This is a genomic window from Rhizobium sp. Root149, assembly GCF_001427345.1.
Classification (GTDB): Bacteria; Pseudomonadota; Alphaproteobacteria; order Rhizobiales; family Rhizobiaceae; genus Neorhizobium; species Neorhizobium rhizoryzae.
On sequence record NZ_LMGD01000004.1, the window covers coordinates 16,815 to 32,507 of the forward strand.

General features: G+C 63.7%; 16 protein-coding genes. 9 read left to right on the forward strand and 7 right to left on the reverse strand.

Features of this window, described 5'->3' with window-relative positions; genetic code table 11:
• Positions 1–9 precede the first annotated feature (9 nt).
• Positions 10–585, reverse strand: coding sequence for a hypothetical protein (locus ASD54_RS26455; RefSeq protein ID WP_156379076.1), 576 nt, complete (start codon positions 583–585; stop codon positions 10–12).
• On the opposite strand from ASD54_RS26455, the gene ASD54_RS04815 reads away from it, so the two are divergent.
• From ASD54_RS04815 to ASD54_RS04825, 3 genes are read left to right on the forward strand one after another with little or no spacing between them, the layout of a single operon-like run.
• On the forward strand, positions 584–985 hold the full coding sequence (locus ASD54_RS04815; RefSeq protein WP_062553495.1) for a FixH family protein: 402 nt from the start codon (positions 584–586) through the stop codon (positions 983–985). The two genes, ASD54_RS26455 and ASD54_RS04815, sit on opposite strands and share 2 nt — an antisense overlap.
• Entirely contained in the window at positions 982–2,439 is a 1,458-nt protein-coding gene (locus ASD54_RS04820; RefSeq protein ID WP_062553496.1) for an efflux RND transporter periplasmic adaptor subunit, read from the forward strand. Before ASD54_RS04815 ends, ASD54_RS04820 begins: the two co-directional genes overlap by 4 nt.
• A complete protein-coding gene (locus ASD54_RS04825; RefSeq protein WP_062553497.1) occupies positions 2,436–5,597 on the forward strand; it encodes a CusA/CzcA family heavy metal efflux RND transporter in 3,162 nt (1,053 codons plus the stop codon). Before ASD54_RS04820 ends, ASD54_RS04825 begins: the two co-directional genes overlap by 4 nt.
• Before the next feature lie 90 nt (positions 5,598–5,687).
• Here the strand turns inward: ASD54_RS04825 and ASD54_RS04830 are convergent, their stop codons facing one another.
• The 5 genes from ASD54_RS04830 to ASD54_RS27185 all read right to left on the reverse strand — a co-directional run bounded on the left by ASD54_RS04830 (position 5,688) and on the right by ASD54_RS27185 (position 9,231).
• Positions 5,688–6,464, reverse strand: a complete 777-nt coding sequence (locus ASD54_RS04830; RefSeq protein WP_062553498.1) for a VWA domain-containing protein — start codon at positions 6,462–6,464, stop codon at positions 5,688–5,690.
• Positions 6,461–7,405, reverse strand: a complete 945-nt coding sequence (locus ASD54_RS04835) for a hypothetical protein (protein ID WP_156379077.1) — start codon at positions 7,403–7,405, stop codon at positions 6,461–6,463. The genes ASD54_RS04830 and ASD54_RS04835 overlap by 4 nt, the downstream gene beginning before the upstream one ends.
• Before the next feature lie 67 nt (positions 7,406–7,472).
• On the reverse strand, positions 7,473–8,165 hold the full coding sequence (locus tag ASD54_RS04840) for a TerD family protein (RefSeq protein ID WP_062553500.1): 693 nt from the start codon (positions 8,163–8,165) through the stop codon (positions 7,473–7,475).
• A gap of 23 nt (positions 8,166–8,188) precedes the next feature.
• Positions 8,189–8,404, reverse strand: a complete 216-nt coding sequence (locus ASD54_RS27180) for a hypothetical protein (RefSeq protein ID WP_244484675.1) — start codon at positions 8,402–8,404, stop codon at positions 8,189–8,191.
• 314 nt (positions 8,405–8,718) lie between these two features.
• On the reverse strand, positions 8,719–9,231 hold the full coding sequence (locus ASD54_RS27185) for a hypothetical protein (protein WP_244484676.1): 513 nt from the start codon (positions 9,229–9,231) through the stop codon (positions 8,719–8,721).
• Between the two features lie 291 nt (positions 9,232–9,522).
• Between ASD54_RS27185 and ASD54_RS04850 the strand changes: the two genes are divergently transcribed.
• The 6 genes from ASD54_RS04850 (at position 9,523) to ASD54_RS04870 (ending at position 14,002) form a co-directional block, all read left to right on the forward strand.
• Positions 9,523–9,762: a DUF2171 domain-containing protein gene (locus ASD54_RS04850; RefSeq protein ID WP_062553501.1), complete on the forward strand. Its 240-nt coding sequence runs from the start codon at positions 9,523–9,525 to the stop codon at positions 9,760–9,762.
• A 255-nt stretch (positions 9,763–10,017) separates the two neighbouring features.
• Positions 10,018–12,645 carry a heavy metal translocating P-type ATPase gene (locus ASD54_RS04855; protein WP_062553502.1) on the forward strand — a complete coding sequence of 876 codons (2,628 nt, stop codon included), beginning with the start codon at positions 10,018–10,020 and terminating at the stop codon, positions 12,643–12,645.
• A 7-nt stretch (positions 12,646–12,652) separates the two neighbouring features.
• A complete protein-coding gene (locus ASD54_RS27415) occupies positions 12,653–12,775 on the forward strand; it encodes a hypothetical protein (RefSeq protein WP_280139165.1) in 123 nt (40 codons plus the stop codon).
• Positions 12,776–12,801: 26 nt separating this feature from the next.
• Positions 12,802–13,302 carry a copper chaperone PCu(A)C gene (locus ASD54_RS04860; RefSeq protein ID WP_200958441.1) on the forward strand — a complete coding sequence of 167 codons (501 nt, stop codon included), beginning with the start codon at positions 12,802–12,804 and terminating at the stop codon, positions 13,300–13,302.
• Positions 13,303–13,426: 124 nt separating this feature from the next.
• Positions 13,427–13,633, forward strand: coding sequence for a hypothetical protein (locus tag ASD54_RS04865; protein WP_062553504.1), 207 nt, complete (start codon positions 13,427–13,429; stop codon positions 13,631–13,633).
• A 36-nt stretch (positions 13,634–13,669) separates the two neighbouring features.
• A complete protein-coding gene (locus tag ASD54_RS04870) occupies positions 13,670–14,002 on the forward strand; it encodes a hypothetical protein (protein WP_156379078.1) in 333 nt (110 codons plus the stop codon).
• A 19-nt stretch (positions 14,003–14,021) separates the two neighbouring features.
• Here the strand turns inward: ASD54_RS04870 and ASD54_RS04875 are convergent, their stop codons facing one another.
• A complete protein-coding gene (locus ASD54_RS04875) occupies positions 14,022–15,647 on the reverse strand; it encodes a M23 family metallopeptidase (RefSeq protein ID WP_244484677.1) in 1,626 nt (541 codons plus the stop codon).
• Positions 15,648–15,693 lie beyond the last annotated feature (46 nt).

Below are 15,693 nucleotides of genomic sequence, written 5' to 3' on the forward strand. Positions count from 1 at the left end.
CGGAAGTTATTACTGTTCGGTGCTATCGGAGGTCGCGGCGCGACGGCGCACCACGGACGCCCACTTCACAACGCCGCCGGCATCGTGCAAGATCAGGGAATGAAGCCCGTCCCGCTGTTCCATCGCATCCTCTGCACGTTCGCGTTGCTCGCGGTCCTCCTCGGACCCGCGGCGGTGGCGACGGCTGCCGCTGCCATGGCTTCGTCCGGCTCCATGCCGGGCATGAGCACGGGCATGGACGAGGCTCGAATGGACGAGCAGGCCATGGGCGACATGGACTGCTGCCCGCAGACCTGGAAGCCCGCCATCCCGGACTGCATGAAGTCCTGCCCGCTGGCCCTCGTCTGCACCTCGGTGATCGTCGGCGCCCTGTCGGGCGTCCACGACGCGCCTGTCGTCTACTCCGTCCCGACGTCCTTCCTCGTGCGTCAGGAGACGGACCTCGCGTCGGCCGTGGTCGAACCGGTCCCGAGACCCCCTAGCGCCTGATTCAATTTCGTTTCGAACGCCGTCCCTCCCGCCTTCGCGGGCGAGCGTCGGCGCGTGCAGTTTCGCGTGCCAGGCACGCATAGAGATCTGAATCATGAACAAGAGAAACTACCCCACCGCGGCGGCAGCCACGCTCGCACTCCTCGTCGCATCCGCATCGGGCGCGTTCGCCGGAGCCAAGGACTACGAATTCCAGCTCGTCTCCTCCGAGGTGAAGCACGGCCCGCAGGCCGAAGTGGCCGTCAGGCTGGTCGACAAGCGGACCGGCACTCCCGTTCCGGACGCCGTCGTCTTCACCACCCGGATGGACATGGCCCCCGACGGCATGGAGATGATGACCACTTCGGTCGAGAACCTTCCGGCGCAGGAGCCGGGCGTCTACCGCTTCAGGAGCAACCTCTCCATGGCGGGAGGCTGGCGCTTCAAGGTCGCCGCGAAGGTCCAGGGCGAGCCCGAGACCGTCCAGGGCGAAGTCGTGCTGAAAGCCCTGCCGTGAAGGCCGCCGCAGTACTGCTCGCCGCGTCCTCCCTCGCCGTTGCCGGCGGGGGAGGCTACCTGATCGGCTCGGGCCTGCTCGACGTGCGGGACGTCCGATCCCTCGCGGCGAGCCTGTCGGACGGGGTGGCGCGTACTTCCGCACCCGTGCGTCCGGTGGGAACCGGCCCAGTCATCTACTACCGCCATCCGGAAGGGGATCCCGTCTGGTCGCTCTCGCCGTCGAAGACCTCCGACGGCCGGGACTTCCTGCCCGTCCGCGCGAGCGAAGACGTCAGCTTCGCGCACGCCGCCGCACCGCTGGACGCGACGCCTCAGGCCAAGGCGTCGCAGGCCGGGGAGGAAGCGAAGCCGTCCGCTGAGCGAAAGGTCCTCTACTACCGCAACCCGATGGGCCTTCCGGACACCTCGAAGACGCCGAAGAAGGATTCGATGGGGATGGACTACATCCCCGTCTACGAGGGCGAGGCCGACGGCGGATCGACCGTGAAGGTGTCGCTCGGAAAGCTGCAGCGAACAGGCGTGAAGACAGCCGAGGCAACGGTCGAGAGGCTTCCGCAGGCGGTGCGGGTGCCGGGCGTAGTGATGTTCGACGACCGCCGCATCCATGCGGTCAGCCTGCGATCGGACTCCTTCATCGAGGACGTCGCCGACATCACGTCCGGCAGCAGGGTCAAGGCGGGAGACCATCTCTTCCGCTTCTACTCGAAGGACATTGCGACCGCCGCCGCTGAATTCACCAACGTCGTGGCAGGCGGAGGCGATACGTCCGGAAGCGCTCTCCGGCTCAGGAACCTCGGCGTGTCCGACCGCATGATCGACGAGATCAGGAAGGACCGGAAGGTGCCCGCGAAGATGACGTTCGACGCGCCGTCCGACGGCATCGTCATCGAACGGACTGCGATTCCGGGCTCCATGGCCGAACCGGGCGACGTGCTGTTCAGGATCGCCGACACCAGGGACGTATGGGTGGTCGCCGACGTGCCGGAAAGCCAGCTCCGGCTGGTGTCACCGGGAGCGGCCGCCTCGGTCACAATCGCCGCGCTTCCCGGCATGCCCGTCGCGGGCAGGGTGGAGCTCGTCGATCCCGAGATCCGAGAGCAGACGAGGACTGCCAAAGTCAGAGTGCGCCTGCCGAACCCGGACGACAGGCTGCTCGCCAACATGTTCGGCGAGGTCGAGATATCGACCGGGGTACCGGATCCGGTCGTGACCGTTCCGAACGATGCGATCATCGACACCGGCCGCCGACAGATGGTCTTTGTCGACAAGGGCGAGGGCAGGTTCGAGCCTCGCGACGTGACGCTCGGATCCCGAGGAACGTCGCGCAGCCAGATCCGGACCGGACTCTCGCAGGGGGAGCGCGTCGTCGTTTCCGCCAACTTCCTGCTCGACGCCGAGAGCAACCTCAACTCGGCCCTGAACGCACTGACGGCGGGGGACGCCCAGCCATGATCTCGAAGCTCATCTCGTGGTCCGCCCGCAACCTCCTTCTGGTCTTCGTGTTCGCGGCGCTCGTCTCGGCCGCGGGCGTCCATGCCCTGCGGACGCTGCCGCTCGACGCGATCCCCGACCTCTCGGACGTGCAGGTCATCGTCTACACGGAGTACCCCGGCCAGGCGCCGCAGGTGGTCGAGGACCAGGTCACGTATCCCCTGACGAGCTCGATGCTGACCGTCCCGAAATCGAAGGTCGTCAGAGGATTCTCCTTCTTCGGAGTGTCCTTCGTCTACGTCATCTTCGAGGACGGCGCCGATCCCTACTGGGCGCGAAGCCGCGTCCTCGAGTTCCTCAACGCAGCCGCCAGCCGCCTGCCGTCGGACGTGTCGCCGACGCTCGGGCCGGACGCGACGGGAGTCGGCTGGGTCTACCAGTACGCCGTCGTCGCCAAGGAGATGTCGCTGGCCGAACTGCGCTCGCTTCAGGACTGGGTCGTCAAGTTCGCGCTGTCCCGCTCGGAGGGCGTCGCGGAGGTCGCGAGCGTCGGCGGTTTCGTCAAGCAGTACTCCGTGGTCGTCGATCCCGCCCGGCTCAAGGCCCAGAGCGTCGGTCTCGACGCGGTCGCGGACGCCATCAGGTCGAGCAACCGGGACGTCGGAGGCCGCACCGTCGAGCTGTCGGAGTTCGAGTACATGGTGCGGGGCCGGGGATATCTGAAGGGCGTGTCCGACATCGGCGACATCGTGCTCAAGTCCGAAAGCGGCGTTCCCCTCCGGCTGTCGGACGTGGCCCGCGTCGAGACCGTGCCCGACGAACGCCGCGGCATCACCGAGATGAACGGCGACGGAGAGGTCGCGGGCGGCATCGTGCTCCAGCGCTACGGCTCGAACGCGCTTACCGTCATCGAGAACGCCAGGAAGAGCATCGAGGCCGTCAAGCCGAGCCTGCCGGCGGGGGCGGAGATCGTGCCCGTCTACGACCGCTCCCGGCTCATCGAGGCGGCGATCGAGACGCTCAAGAGCACGCTGGTCGAGGAGTCGATCGTCGTCGCGCTCGTGACCGTCGTCTTCCTCCTGCACGTGCGCAGCGCGCTGGTCGCGATCATCATGCTTCCGGTCGGCATCCTCATGGCCTTCACGGCGATGCGGCTGCTCGGCATCGGCGCGAACATCATGAGCCTGGGCGGCATCGCCATCGCCATCGGCGCGATGATCGACGCCGCGATCGTCATGATCGAGAACGCCCACAAGCACCTGGAACGTGCGCCGCCCGACAAGCCCAGGGTCGAAGTCCTCATCGAGGCGGCAGCCGAGGTCGGGCCTGCGCTCTTCTTCAGCCTGCTGATCATCACCGTGTCATTCCTGCCGATCTTCACTCTGGAATCGCAGGAAGGCCGGCTGTTCGGGCCGCTCGCCTTCACCAAGACCTTCGCGATGGCGGCGGCTGCGATCCTCTCCGTCACTCTTGTGCCCGCCCTCATGGTCGTCTTCGTCCGGGGCAGGATCGTCCCCGAGCACCGCAACCCCGTGAACAGGGTGCTGATCTGGTTCTACAGGCCGATCATCGGCGGCGTCCTCAAGGCGAAGACGCTCACCATCCTGGTCGCCGTCGCCGCGCTCGCCGTCACCGTCTGGCCGGCCCGCCAGCTCGGCAGCGAGTTCATGCCGTCGCTCGACGAGGGGACGCTGATGTACATGCCGACGACTCTGCCGGGACTGTCGGTCACCAAGGCCGCGGAACTGATGCAGACGCAGGACAGGATCATCAAGACCTTCCCCGAGGTCGAGACCGTGTTCGGCAAGGCGGGCAGGGCGCTGACGGCGACGGACCCCGCGCCGACCGAGATGTTCGAGACCATCATCACCCTCAAGCCGAAGGAACAGTGGCGGGCGGGCGTTACGATCGACTCGCTCAAGCAGGAGATGGACGCGGCCCTCCAGTTCCCCGGCGTGTCGAACGCCTGGACCATGCCTATCCGGGCGCGCATCGACATGCTCTCGACGGGCATCCGCACGCCGGTCGGCGTGAAGGTCTTCGGCACGGACCTGAAGGAGATGGAGGCGCTGGCCAAGCAGGTCGAAGCCGTCCTCAAGACGGTTCCCGGCACGTCCTCCGCCTATGCGGAGCGCGTCATCGGTGGCTACTACCTCGACGTCGTCCCCGACCGGGCCGCGCTCGGGCGATACGGGCTGACGGTCGGCGCCGTCCAAGACGTGGTCTCAATGGCGCTCGGCTCGCAGACCCTGACCACGACGGTCGAGGGACGCGAGCGTTATTCCGTCGCCGTCCGCTATCCGCGCGACTACCGGAGCGACCCGCAGTCGATCGGCCGGGACGTGCTCGTCGCCCTTCCGGGCGGTGGATCGGTACCGCTCGGCGACGTCGCGAAGATCGAGCTCGCGCGGGGAGCGACGTCGATCCGCACCGAGAACGGGCAACTCGCGGTCTATGTCTTCGTCGACATCGCAGGACGCGATCTCGGCGGCTACGTGGCGGAGGCGAAGGACGCCGTCGAGCGTTCGGTCAGGATGCCGCCCGGCTATTCGCTCGGGTGGAGCGGCCAGTTCGAGTATCTGGAGCGCGCGAAGGAGCGGCTGACGCTCGTCGTCCCGCTCACTCTGGCGCTGATCTTCCTGCTTCTCTACGTCAACTTCAGACGGCTGACCGAGACCCTGATCGTCATGCTGTCGCTGCCCTTCGCGCTGGTCGGCGGCATCTGGCTGATGTGGTGGCTGGGCTTCAACCTCTCCGTCGCGGTCGCGGTCGGCTTCATCGCGCTCGCGGGCGTCGCCGCGGAGACGGGGGTCATCATGCTCATCTACCTCGACCACGCGCTCGACGAGGCGAAGGCAAGATGCGCCGAGGAGAATAGGACGCTTACCCGTAGCGACCTCCACAGGGCGATCGTCGTCGGCGCGGTGGAGAGGGTGCGGCCGAAGATGATGACGGTCGTGGCGATCATGGCCGGTCTCGTTCCCATCCTCTGGAGCACGGGGACGGGATCGGAGATCATGCAGCGCATCGCCGTCCCCATGATCGGCGGGATGATCTCGTCGACGGTCCTGACGCTCGTCGTCATTCCGGCGGTGTATGGTCTGGTCAAGGGATGGCGGCTTCGCGAAGCGCCGGATGGCGGGGGCACGATGACCTTCAAGTCGAAGAGATCGACTTGATGTCAACGCCGCCTTTCTTGACGATGCGGGGACGGTCGCCTCCCACCGGTCCGGGTGGGAGGCGACACGTCGAGGGGAAGTACAAGGACCTCAATGATGATCGTCCTCACCTTCGTGCTCGTGCTTGAGCCAGGAGCACAGCTCGACTGGCAGCAGCTTCTCGTACGCGTCGTCCGCACCGACGAACTGCCCCAGATCCCTCGCGCTCACGAAGCCGACGTTGGGGAACTCCCTGGCGGCTCCGCGCAGGAACTCGAACTCGTCGTCGCCTATCCCGACCATGACATAGTAGATCTGGGATTCGGCATGCTCGGCCTCCGTCAGGAGCCGCCATGCTGCATCATGGTCTGAGTTCATTCCGTCGGTCAGGAAGTAGTTGATCGCCGGAACACCCGACCGCGTCTCCTCGCCGAACGTGTCTCGGGTCTGGCCGAAGATCATGCCGAGAAGGCCGCCAGCGTTCCGCGCCTCGAGCAGTCCGTAGGCCATCAGATTGGACCGGATAACGGGCTCGTAGTCCGTCCCGCCCCAGAGGATCCGCTGCAGTGACGGGTTTTCGGTGATCTCCCGGCGCACATAGCCCTCGTATGTCGAGGAGGTCACGGGCTTCAGCGAGGCCATCCGGTCATCGCTGGAGAAGACCCATGTGTCGATGCGCCCGTCCTCGTCGAAATAGAGAGCCACCGGCAGCACACGCTCGAGAGCCGACTGAACGATCCCGCTCTCATAGAGGGGCTTCATGGACCCGGACACGTCGATGTTCAGGCCCACCTGCGCCGGGATCCGCTCGTGTATGCCCTGCTTTTCAAGAACGAACACAACCCGGCGAACCTCCTCCTCCGGCTTCTCCAGTCTGAACGTGGTCATGTCGTGTTCCTCTGTTTGAGAATGTTCACAATCTTCTCGTAGTGGCGGCGAACGCCCGAGAGCTCGTAGCTGCGCCCGTCGAGCCGGGCGGCAAGGGCTGCCGCGCACGCCGTCTGCCAGGCGGGGAGCTCGGATTCGACGATCTCCTCCGCGAACGCGCACGCCGCGCCGATGGTGGAAATCAGCGCTTCCAGGATCTGCGCGCCGACGGCCACCGACGAAAGGGTGCTCGCGAGAGCCGTCACTCTGATCTCGAGAGCATCCTTCTGGGATGTCAGATGCGGGTTGGCGGGCGCGGGCGATGACGCGGCGGCGTCCAGATGCCTGATGAGGAAGCGGCCTGCAAGGAGATGGGCGCGGAGCGCGGTAGTCTGCGTCGTTAGCCTCCTCTTCAGCGCCTCCGCATCGCGACCCAGACCCCGGTACCCGGAGGCTCGCTTCTTGAGGGCCGCCGCATTTCTGACGACGGAGGCGGCCCCCTCGCTGAAACCTGACGGTGACGCAGACCGCGACAGTGCAGCCCTGATTCCGCTGATCAGGCCGCGATCCGAAGAGAAGAGACGCTCGGGGTCCAGCTCTTCGAGCTGGCGGAGCAGCTCCGCAGACAGGCGCTTCGCCTCGATCAACCGCTCGTCCCCGGCAAGCGCAAGCTGCTGTTCGGCGAGCCTGCCATGAAGCTCCTGCAGCGCCGACCCGAAACGGACGACGTCATCGAATTCATGGTCGTCGAAGTTGATGGAGTTCACGGCCCGCAGCGCCTGCGCAATCACCGCTTCGGGTGCATCGGGCTCGATGGTTCGCAGGTCGGCAGCCGTGCATGGGATGCGTTGCCTGACGATACCTCCGCCGATGATGCGAGGCTTGTCGGCGAGAGCCTCCGGACGTCGCGCAGTTCCGAACAGAACCCTCGGCTGCCCGGTCGATGGGGAGGGTTCGGACACCTCCTTGCCGAACGGCATCTTCGGACCCGGTCGCCGATCTTCGTCCGCTGCCGACACGCATCTTCCCCTAGTTGAGATAGGCGTTGATGACTTCGCCGAGCCCTGCCGTCGATCCCGCGCCGACGGCGTGGAACTTCCATGAGCCGTCGGCCTGCTTGAGGAACGAAGCAACCTGGATGGTCGTCAGGCCCGCGAATTCCGACGGGAGCCGATAGCGGCAGAGCTCGTCGTCCATGGCATCGCAGACTTCGATATAGGCGTTCTTCACCTTGCCGAAGTCCTGGCGCTTGCGCTCCGCGTCGTGGATCGTCGCCCAGACTGCGAGCTCCGACACATCCGCCGGGAGCCTCGCCAGGACGATCTTGAACTCCTCACGGAAAGCTTCGCCGTGATGCCCTTCATCCCCGGCGCCGTCGTCCTCCTCGTGCGCCGCACTGCCGCCGCGGCCCGTCCGGTCATCGCGCTCGTGCCACATGGAGCCGTCCTCGGTCTCGAAAGAGCCGTCCGGGTTCTTCCTCAGGGAGCCTTCCGCGTTGGACGGGCCGCGCACGAAGGCGTAGCAGAGGGCGTGGGAGCCGTCGTTGTAGAGGCGTGCCCGGGCGGGGTCTCCACCGGGGTGCACGAGTGCGAAGCAGTGGACATCGAGATCGAACGCAGGCCCCGAACCTTCCGGCGGATCCCAGACGAGGCCGGAATGCACCAGCTCCATCTCCTTCTGAATCTGAAACGACTGCCCCTTTGCGAGGTTGAAAGTGGCCATGCCCTGCCTGCTCCGTTTTCTCTCTATCGGATTGGTCTGTCGGTGACGATCGCGCGCGCCTCTTCCAGCTTCGCACGAGCCGCGGCGTATCGCTGTTTGTTCTTCTCTCCCTCGGCCACAACCTTGTCGGCGATCGAACGAAGGCGCTTTGCAGTGCCCAGCACGAGTTCGGCGTCCGCGAGACGGTTGTCGCCGGAGGCCTTGGTGGCGCTCACCGAAACGTCCTCGAGAACGTCCATCCCGTACTGCTGGAGCGAAGCCCTCAGCTCGCGCCGCATCTCGTTCATCTGCTGGATGGACTGCATCTGGAAGAGGACGTGCAGCCTGATCAGGACCGACTTGATGTCGTTGAATTCCGCGTTCGCCGACGAAACCGTCTCGGCGAGCGTCGCAAGCGCCGCGCCACGGGCGATGCCGATCGAGTCGAGGTCGGAAGGAGCCTTCGCGTAGGCGTTCTCGAGGACGAGCAGCCGATTGCGGAAGATGTCGAGCTTCTGTGCATGATCGCGCGCCGTCTGGACCCGGAGTGGATCCCCGCCAGCGGCCTCCTCCGTCAGGCGATCGAGATCCCGTTCGGCCGTTTCGACATCTTCCGCCCTGCCGTCACGAACACCCCGAGTGAGACGATGGGCTCCCGGTACGCGTCGGCGAGCTGGCTCATCCGGGAGATCTCGCCGACGAGCTTGGCGCTCTCCTCGTCGACCTTCGCCTCCATGGGTTTTACGAGATCCGAAAGCGTTTTCGCCTTGCTTTGAGGCATGCCCCGGATCTCGTCCGACACCCGCTTCAGCCGCTCTGCAGGGTCCTTCAGACCGATCGACATCAGCAGCCGTTCGATGAAGCCACCTTTCAACTTCTCGCGGATGTCCACCTCGAACGCCTGCAGATCGGCTGCCTGCACGCCGTCCCGGATCGTCCGGAAAAGTTCGAAGAGGATGGGAGACTGGGCGTTGGTGATCTGGGAGAGGATCGCATCGAGCTTCGCACCGAAGCCCGAGACGGCCTCCTGCCCGAATGTCACCAGCGTGCTCGCCTCCATGGCGGCTAGCGATGTGCGGTCCGCCACAGCCTGCGCCTCCAAGACCCTTTCGGGCGGAAGCGCGACCTTGACCGTGGAAAGAGGGCCGCCTTGCGGAATTGCAAGCTGGTTCGGAGTTGCTGTCGTCGTCGCAAGTTCGTTGGAAATGTCCGTACCTCCTCCTGGCTGCGGGGCCGAATGTAGTGTTGCCGATCCGGTGAGGCAATGGCAGGGAACGTCGATGCTCCGGCAGTGATTTCAGCCGCATCCCGACGGGACCTTCGGAACGATTGCCGTGCCATGACGTTCCCTGTGCGAACCGCATGAAGGAGAAAGATGATGGTTTCTGCAAGCGAAATTCAAGAACACATGGAAGTCAGGTCGCTGGATGGCGAGCACGTCGGGACAGTCGATCATCTCGAGGGGAGCGACCGCATCAAGCTGACGAAGAACGACTCTCCGGACGGCGAGCACCATCATCTCATTCCGCTCGACTGGGTCGACCACGTCGATGCCCACGTCCATCTCTCAAAGAATGCCTCGGATGTCCGCGCGCAGTGGACGCACGTGGCGAACTGAGAACGGGTAATAAAAAGACTTGCGGGCTTCGTTACCAGATCCGCGCGTCGAGAAAACTCAAGCGGTCGCCCATGAACAGGCCGCCGCTTCTGTTTTGGAACAGGGCTAGCCACTCGAACGCTCCCGTGACCTCAAGCTGGCCTGCTACGGCTTCTCGGCCGCTAACTGTCAGGCAATTGGAAGGCTCTTGATTTTTCTCTTGCACCTCTAGCAGCTAGAGGTCGTAAGGTCGCTTCAACAACGAGGAATCTACTCATGAATGAAGCGGTGAAGACCAGGTTCAGAGTCGACGGCTTGGATTGCGCGTCGTGTGCAAGCAAGATCGACACGGCGGTCAGGCGCATGCCCGGCGTCGCGGATGTTTCCGTTTCCGTGACTGCAGGCACCATGACGGTCACCCACGGCGCTGATGCCGACATCGGCGCGATCGGCCAGAAGGTGTCCGGTCTCGGCTACGCGGCGAGTGCGATCCCGGCGAAGACGGCGAAGGCGCCGGAAGTACCAGCGGCACACGAACACGGGCCCAACTGCTCACATGACCACCATGACCACTCGGGTCAAAACCATCACCACGACCATCAACACGGCAGCGAGCCTCATTCCCATGATCACGAAGGTCATGATCACGATCACGAGGCGCATGGAGGCAATGGTCATGTCGCATCTCCGGCTGTGCCTCGCCAGTCAGCCGGGCAGGCGCGCTTCCGCGTCGGCGGGATGGACTGCGCATCCTGCGCAAGCAAGATCGACATCGCAGTCCGCCGACTGCCGGGCATCGAGGATGTGTGCGTGTCCGTCACCTCCGGCACGATGACCGTGAAGCATGCGGCTACGGCCGACCTCAAGGCGATCGAGAAGCAGGTATCCGGCCTCGGCTACACGATCGCGCCGATCATACCGACAGCGAAGGCTGCCGCCGCCACGCACTCCGGCGCGCACGACCACGCTGGTCACAGTCATGGATCTGGCTCGTCCGAAGTCGAGGTCGAGGGCCTCCACGGACACGACCACGGGCCGACAGAGGGGCCGTGGTGGCGCAGCAAGAAGGGGAGGCTGACCATCCTCGCCGGAGCCTCGCTGGTTGTCGCTTACGGAATCGGTACCCTGTTCCCAGCCATCGAAAACTATGCGTTCATCGTCGCCATGCTGGTCGGGCTTGTTCCGATTGCCCGGCGAGCCATGATGGCAGCCCGCGCTGGTACGCCGTTCTCTATCGAAATGCTGATGACGATCGCCGCCGTCGGTGCGCTGATAATCAATGCGACCGAAGAAGCGGCCGCGGTCGTCTTCCTCTTCCTTGTCGGCGAACTGCTTGAAGGTGTCGCCGCCGGAAAGGCGCGCGACAGCATCAGGTCACTGACTGCTCTCGTTCCCAAGACAGCGTTGCTGGAAGAGGGCGGAAAAACAAGGGAGGTTCCGGCCGAGACCCTGGCGGTCGGATCCGTGATCCTTGTTCGTCCGGGCGACCGGATTTCGGCGGACGGTGTGATCGTGGCTGGGGAAAGCTCCGTCGACGAAGCTCCGGTCACAGGCGAAAGCGTGCCTGTCCGCAAAGTCGTCGAGGACAATGTCTTCGCGGGCACCGTGAATGGCGACGCAGCCCTTCGTGTACGTGTGACCGCTGCTGCTGCGGACAACACCATCGCGCGCGTCGTGCGCCTTGTCGAAGAAGCGCAGGAATCGAAAGCGCCGACCGAAAGGTTCATTGACCGTTTCTCACGATACTATACGCCGGGTGTCGTGCTGGTGGCGGCACTGGTCGCGATCATTCCGCCACTGGTGGCAGGTGGCTCCTGGGGCGAGTGGGTCTACAAGGGGTTGGCAATCCTCCTGATCGGTTGCCCTTGCGCCCTGGTCATCTCGACACCGGCTGCGATTGCCGCGTCGCTTTCCGCTGGCGCGCGCCGTGGTCTTCTTATGAAGGGCGGCGCGGTTCTCGAAGGCCTCGGCAAACTGACCGCCATCGCCTTCGACAAGACTGGAACGCTGACGGAAGGAAAGCCCAAGGTCACTGACATCATTCCCTTCGGTCGTGGCGGCGAAGAGGTGTTGAGGCTCGCGGCGGCGTTGGAGGCTGGCTCAAGCCATCCGCTTGCGGTCGCGATCCTGGACAAGGCTAGTGAGGACGGGATCGAGGCTCCGGTGGCGACAGCCGCCAAGGCCCTCGGCGGCAAGGGCGTGACCGCAATTGTCGATGGCGTGGAGGTCTTTCTCGGATCGCCGAAGGCAGCGGCCGACCGGGTAGCGCTCCCGATGGCACATTCCAAGAAGATCACGGCGCTTAATGACGAAGGCAAGACTGTATCGGTCCTTATCGTCGGAGACGTGCTGGCGGGCGCGATCGCGATGCGGGACGAGCCCCGCGCCGATGCAATAGAGGGTCTGAAGGCCCTCACGGATGCCGGGATCAAGACCGTCATGCTCACGGGCGATAACAAGCACACAGCAACTGCCATCGGTGCAAAACTTGGGATCGAAGTACGTGCCGAGCTGATGCCGGAAGACAAGCAGCGCATTGTCGGCGAACTCAAGAAGGAGGGCTTCACGGTCGGCAAGATCGGCGACGGCATCAACGATGCTCCAGCTCTTGCCGCCGCCGATGTAGGTATCGCAATGGGTGGCGGAACCGATGTCGCGCTTGAGACAGCGGACGCCGCGGTCCTTCATGGCCGGGTCGGAGATGTTGCGCTCATGGTCGATCTCTCGAAGAGAACGATGAGCAACATCTTCCAGAACATAACCATCGCGCTCGGCCTCAAGGCTGTGTTCCTGGTGACCACCATCATCGGTATCACCGGACTATGGCCCGCAATCCTCGCGGATACGGGTGCAACAGTGCTCGTCACCATGAACGCGCTACGCCTGCTGCGCCCGATACGGTGACGATGCAATGCTGCGGAAAATCGTCTTCGGAGGGATACTGGTCATCGTCGCCATGTCGATCGTGTTCAGCATTGTCGGCGTACTGGCGGTCTGGAATCCGATGGAGCTTTTCCAGTACGGGCGTGACTAGCTCGTACTGGATCGATGGAGAAAACATTGAAAACTCGCACGAATACCGCCGCCGTGACGGCCGCGATCATCCTCTCGGCTATCCTGGCAGGCCCCGTTTCCGCTCATGACTTCAAAGCTGGTAGCCTGGAATTGAAACATCCTTGGTCAGCGAAGGCACCTCCGGTCGCGCCCGTGCTCGGTGGGTACGTAACGATCGTGAACACCGGGACGCAACCTGATCGCCTCGTCGGAGGCACAACGTCCGTGGCTGAGCGCCTCGAGGTCCACGAGTCATCCATAGTCGATGGTGTCGCGCGCATGCGGCTCGCGAAGCAGGGGATCGAGATCCCCGCAGGCTCAACGCTGAGCCTTCAGCCCGGTGGAGCACACATCATGCTTGTGAACCCCAAAGAGAGGCCTGCCGAGGGCGAGAAGTTCAAGGCAACGCTTCAGTTCGAGAAGGCGGGACCTGTGGAGGTGGAGTTCGTCGTTCAGAAACCGAAGCCGGGCTCCTCCAATGAACATTCGGGACATCGACCCCCTTGACTGTAACTGTCTGGTGAATTTGCTCTCAATAAGTTTTGCCCCGGTTCCGTGAGTTAACCGTGATGTTTCACCAGGTTTCAACATTCTGAAGTCAAGCATACGGCCGTCAGTTTGGAGTAGGCGCATGCAGGTACGCAGGAAGCGGATCTACAGGATCGGCTTGGGGATAGTCCTCGGGTCACTCGTGCTTTGTGGGGCGAGTGGTGCGGCGGCTGTCTACATAGGCCCCAGAAAGATCCTCGGCCCCTCGTACGAGGAGGTTCACGGAACCGAATGCCGCACCGTGGCGGCGACGAAGACCAAGGATTCCGACGGCATCTGGATCAGGTAATACATTGTCGCCGATGCACAGGATGACCTCACTCGGATGAGGACTGCGTTGCGGGTCGCCGAGGCGATCCTCAAGGAACAGTCGCCACATCTTGTTCAGGTATCGGTCGTAGACGCTGGCAATCCTGGAACCGTCGCCAGCATGCGCGGACGTGCCATCGGCGCTCAGGTTACGATCATTCCCAAACCCGTGACGGAGGCTGAAAGCAGTTTCGGTCCTTACTCCGGATTTTCGATCCAGGGATCGGCAAGCACGGACGGCGAGTTCCACGGCATCCGTTTCGAAGCGATGCGTGAGGATCTGGAGGCTATGGCCTCCAAATTCGAGGAGCTGAAGGGCTGCGCAGCACCATCTGGCGACGGAGCCTGAGAGGCGCTTCAAAGGGGCATCAGCTCTCAGATCTGTTGAGCAACCCGTCTATGCGCTGCCTGTCGCTGTTGAACTGCTCGTAGACCTCGCCGACCAGATCCTTGACCTGCGGCAATCTGGTTTTCATCGCGTCCACCCGCGTGCCGTTGACCGTCAGCTCGTAGTGGAGATGCGATCCGGTCGATCGCCCGGTCGATCCGACGAAGCCGATGATCTGACCTTGTGCGACCCGAACCCCTTCCTTGATGCCCTTGGCGATCCCGCTCTGATGGGAATAGGAGCTGCTGTAGCCGTTGGCGTGCCGGATGATTGTCTGATTTCCATAGGATGCCGCCCATCCGGCTTTCTCCACGATGCCGTCGCCGGCGGCCATGATGGGAGACCCCTGTGGAGCGGCGAGATCGGTTCCGGTATGGGCCTGCGCATAGCCCAGTATCGGGTGCATCCTTCCGCCGAAGTTGGAAGTCAGGCGTGCGTTTGGAACGGGGGTGCGCAGAAGCAGCGGCCGCAGTCCTCTTCCCTCGCTGTCGTAATAGTCGACGGCCTTCGTCTTCGGATCCTGGAAACGGTAGTACGCTGTGACCGTGTCGCCGAATCGTGCCCTGATGTAAAGCAACTCGGATTGTGCGGTGGCCTTTCCCTGCTCGTCGACGACAGAGAAAAACGCTTCAAGCTTGTCCGTCGGCTTCGTCGCCGCCTGCAGGTCGACCTTTGCGGCTACCAGGCGCAGGACCTGCGTGACCATCTCCCTGGTCATCCCGTAGGAAAGGGCCGCGCGGAAGATTCCATCGTAAATCGTCTGCTTATCTCTCGTTCCGGACACGATAGCGGGCTGCTGGTTCATGGCGGCGAAAACCTCATCATTCATCTCGGGCTCGGTGCCCGTCACGAGGCGGTTCAGGTCGTTCATGGCCAGCGTCAGACGATGTTCGCCGTTTCGGTAGACGCTTATGCGCACTATGCGCGCCATCTCGCCAAACTGGAAAATGCCCACGCGCAATGCGTCTTCTTCACCCAGTTCGCTTGTGCCGAGGCGACTTTGGATCGCGTCCACAAGGCCTGCCACACCAGCCGCCTCATATCCGTTGGCCGAAAGAAGTTCGGAAATGGTCTGTCTGCGGCGTGACGGGATCACGTCGTCGGCGAACTCCGGGACAGCAGGATCGTATTCCTCGGGAAACGAAGTGCTGACGTTTTCCTCGATCACCCGGGCGGACAGGCTCCCGGTGATATCCGGACTGATTTCGGGGAGAGCCGCGAAACGCTGCGGGTCAACTCGGTATGTGCTGTCCGATAAGGTTACCGAGGCCAGAAGCGCTCCGTTGAAGCGGATGTCCTGCTCCACTTCGTCCGCGCTCATCTCGTCTGACTTCGAGAGGCCACCTCCGCTGCCTGGGAATGGAGTTATCTTCAAGCTGATCTCGGAGGCTATGTCAGAAGAGTAGATGGCACTGACGCGCACTTCGGACGGCTCTGCCGATGTCCCGTCGGCGAAAATGGATAGAGGGTCGAAGCGGGGATAGTCCTCCTGAACCTTGTAGTTGGAGGCGAGGGACATCCGGACCAGGGAAAAGGATTCTGGCCGGACGACATCGACACCCGCCTCTCGCATGACGACGGGCACCTTCAGGATTGCATTGTCCACGGGCCTCGCAGTGATCCGTGCTTCGACGACGCGATCCCCTCTTGTA

Bases quoted from the DNA above. Each gene is read 5' to 3' on its own strand.
- ASD54_RS04815 (WP_062553495.1), top strand. From the start codon at position 584: ATGAACAAGAGAAACTACCCCACCGCGGCGGCAGCCACGCTCGCACTC.
- ASD54_RS26455 (WP_156379076.1), bottom strand. From the start codon at position 585: ATGATTCAGATCTCTATGCGTGCCTGGCACGCGAAACTGCACGCGCCG.
- ASD54_RS04825 (WP_062553497.1), top strand. From the start codon at position 2,436: ATGATCTCGAAGCTCATCTCGTGGTCCGCCCGCAACCTCCTTCTGGTC.
- ASD54_RS04830 (WP_062553498.1), bottom strand. From the start codon at position 6,464: ATGACCACGTTCAGACTGGAGAAGCCGGAGGAGGAGGTTCGCCGGGTT.
- ASD54_RS04840 (WP_062553500.1), bottom strand. From the start codon at position 8,165: ATGGCCACTTTCAACCTCGCAAAGGGGCAGTCGTTTCAGATTCAGAAG.
- ASD54_RS27180 (WP_244484675.1), bottom strand. From the start codon at position 8,404: ATGGACGTTCTCGAGGACGTTTCGGTGAGCGCCACCAAGGCCTCCGGC.
- ASD54_RS04850 (WP_062553501.1), top strand. From the start codon at position 9,523: ATGGTTTCTGCAAGCGAAATTCAAGAACACATGGAAGTCAGGTCGCTG.
- ASD54_RS04855 (WP_062553502.1), top strand. From the start codon at position 10,018: ATGAATGAAGCGGTGAAGACCAGGTTCAGAGTCGACGGCTTGGATTGC.
- ASD54_RS27415 (WP_280139165.1), top strand. From the start codon at position 12,653: ATGCTGCGGAAAATCGTCTTCGGAGGGATACTGGTCATCGTCGCCATG.
- ASD54_RS04865 (WP_062553504.1), top strand. From the start codon at position 13,427: ATGCAGGTACGCAGGAAGCGGATCTACAGGATCGGCTTGGGGATAGTC.
- ASD54_RS04870 (WP_156379078.1), top strand. From the start codon at position 13,670: ATGAGGACTGCGTTGCGGGTCGCCGAGGCGATCCTCAAGGAACAGTCG.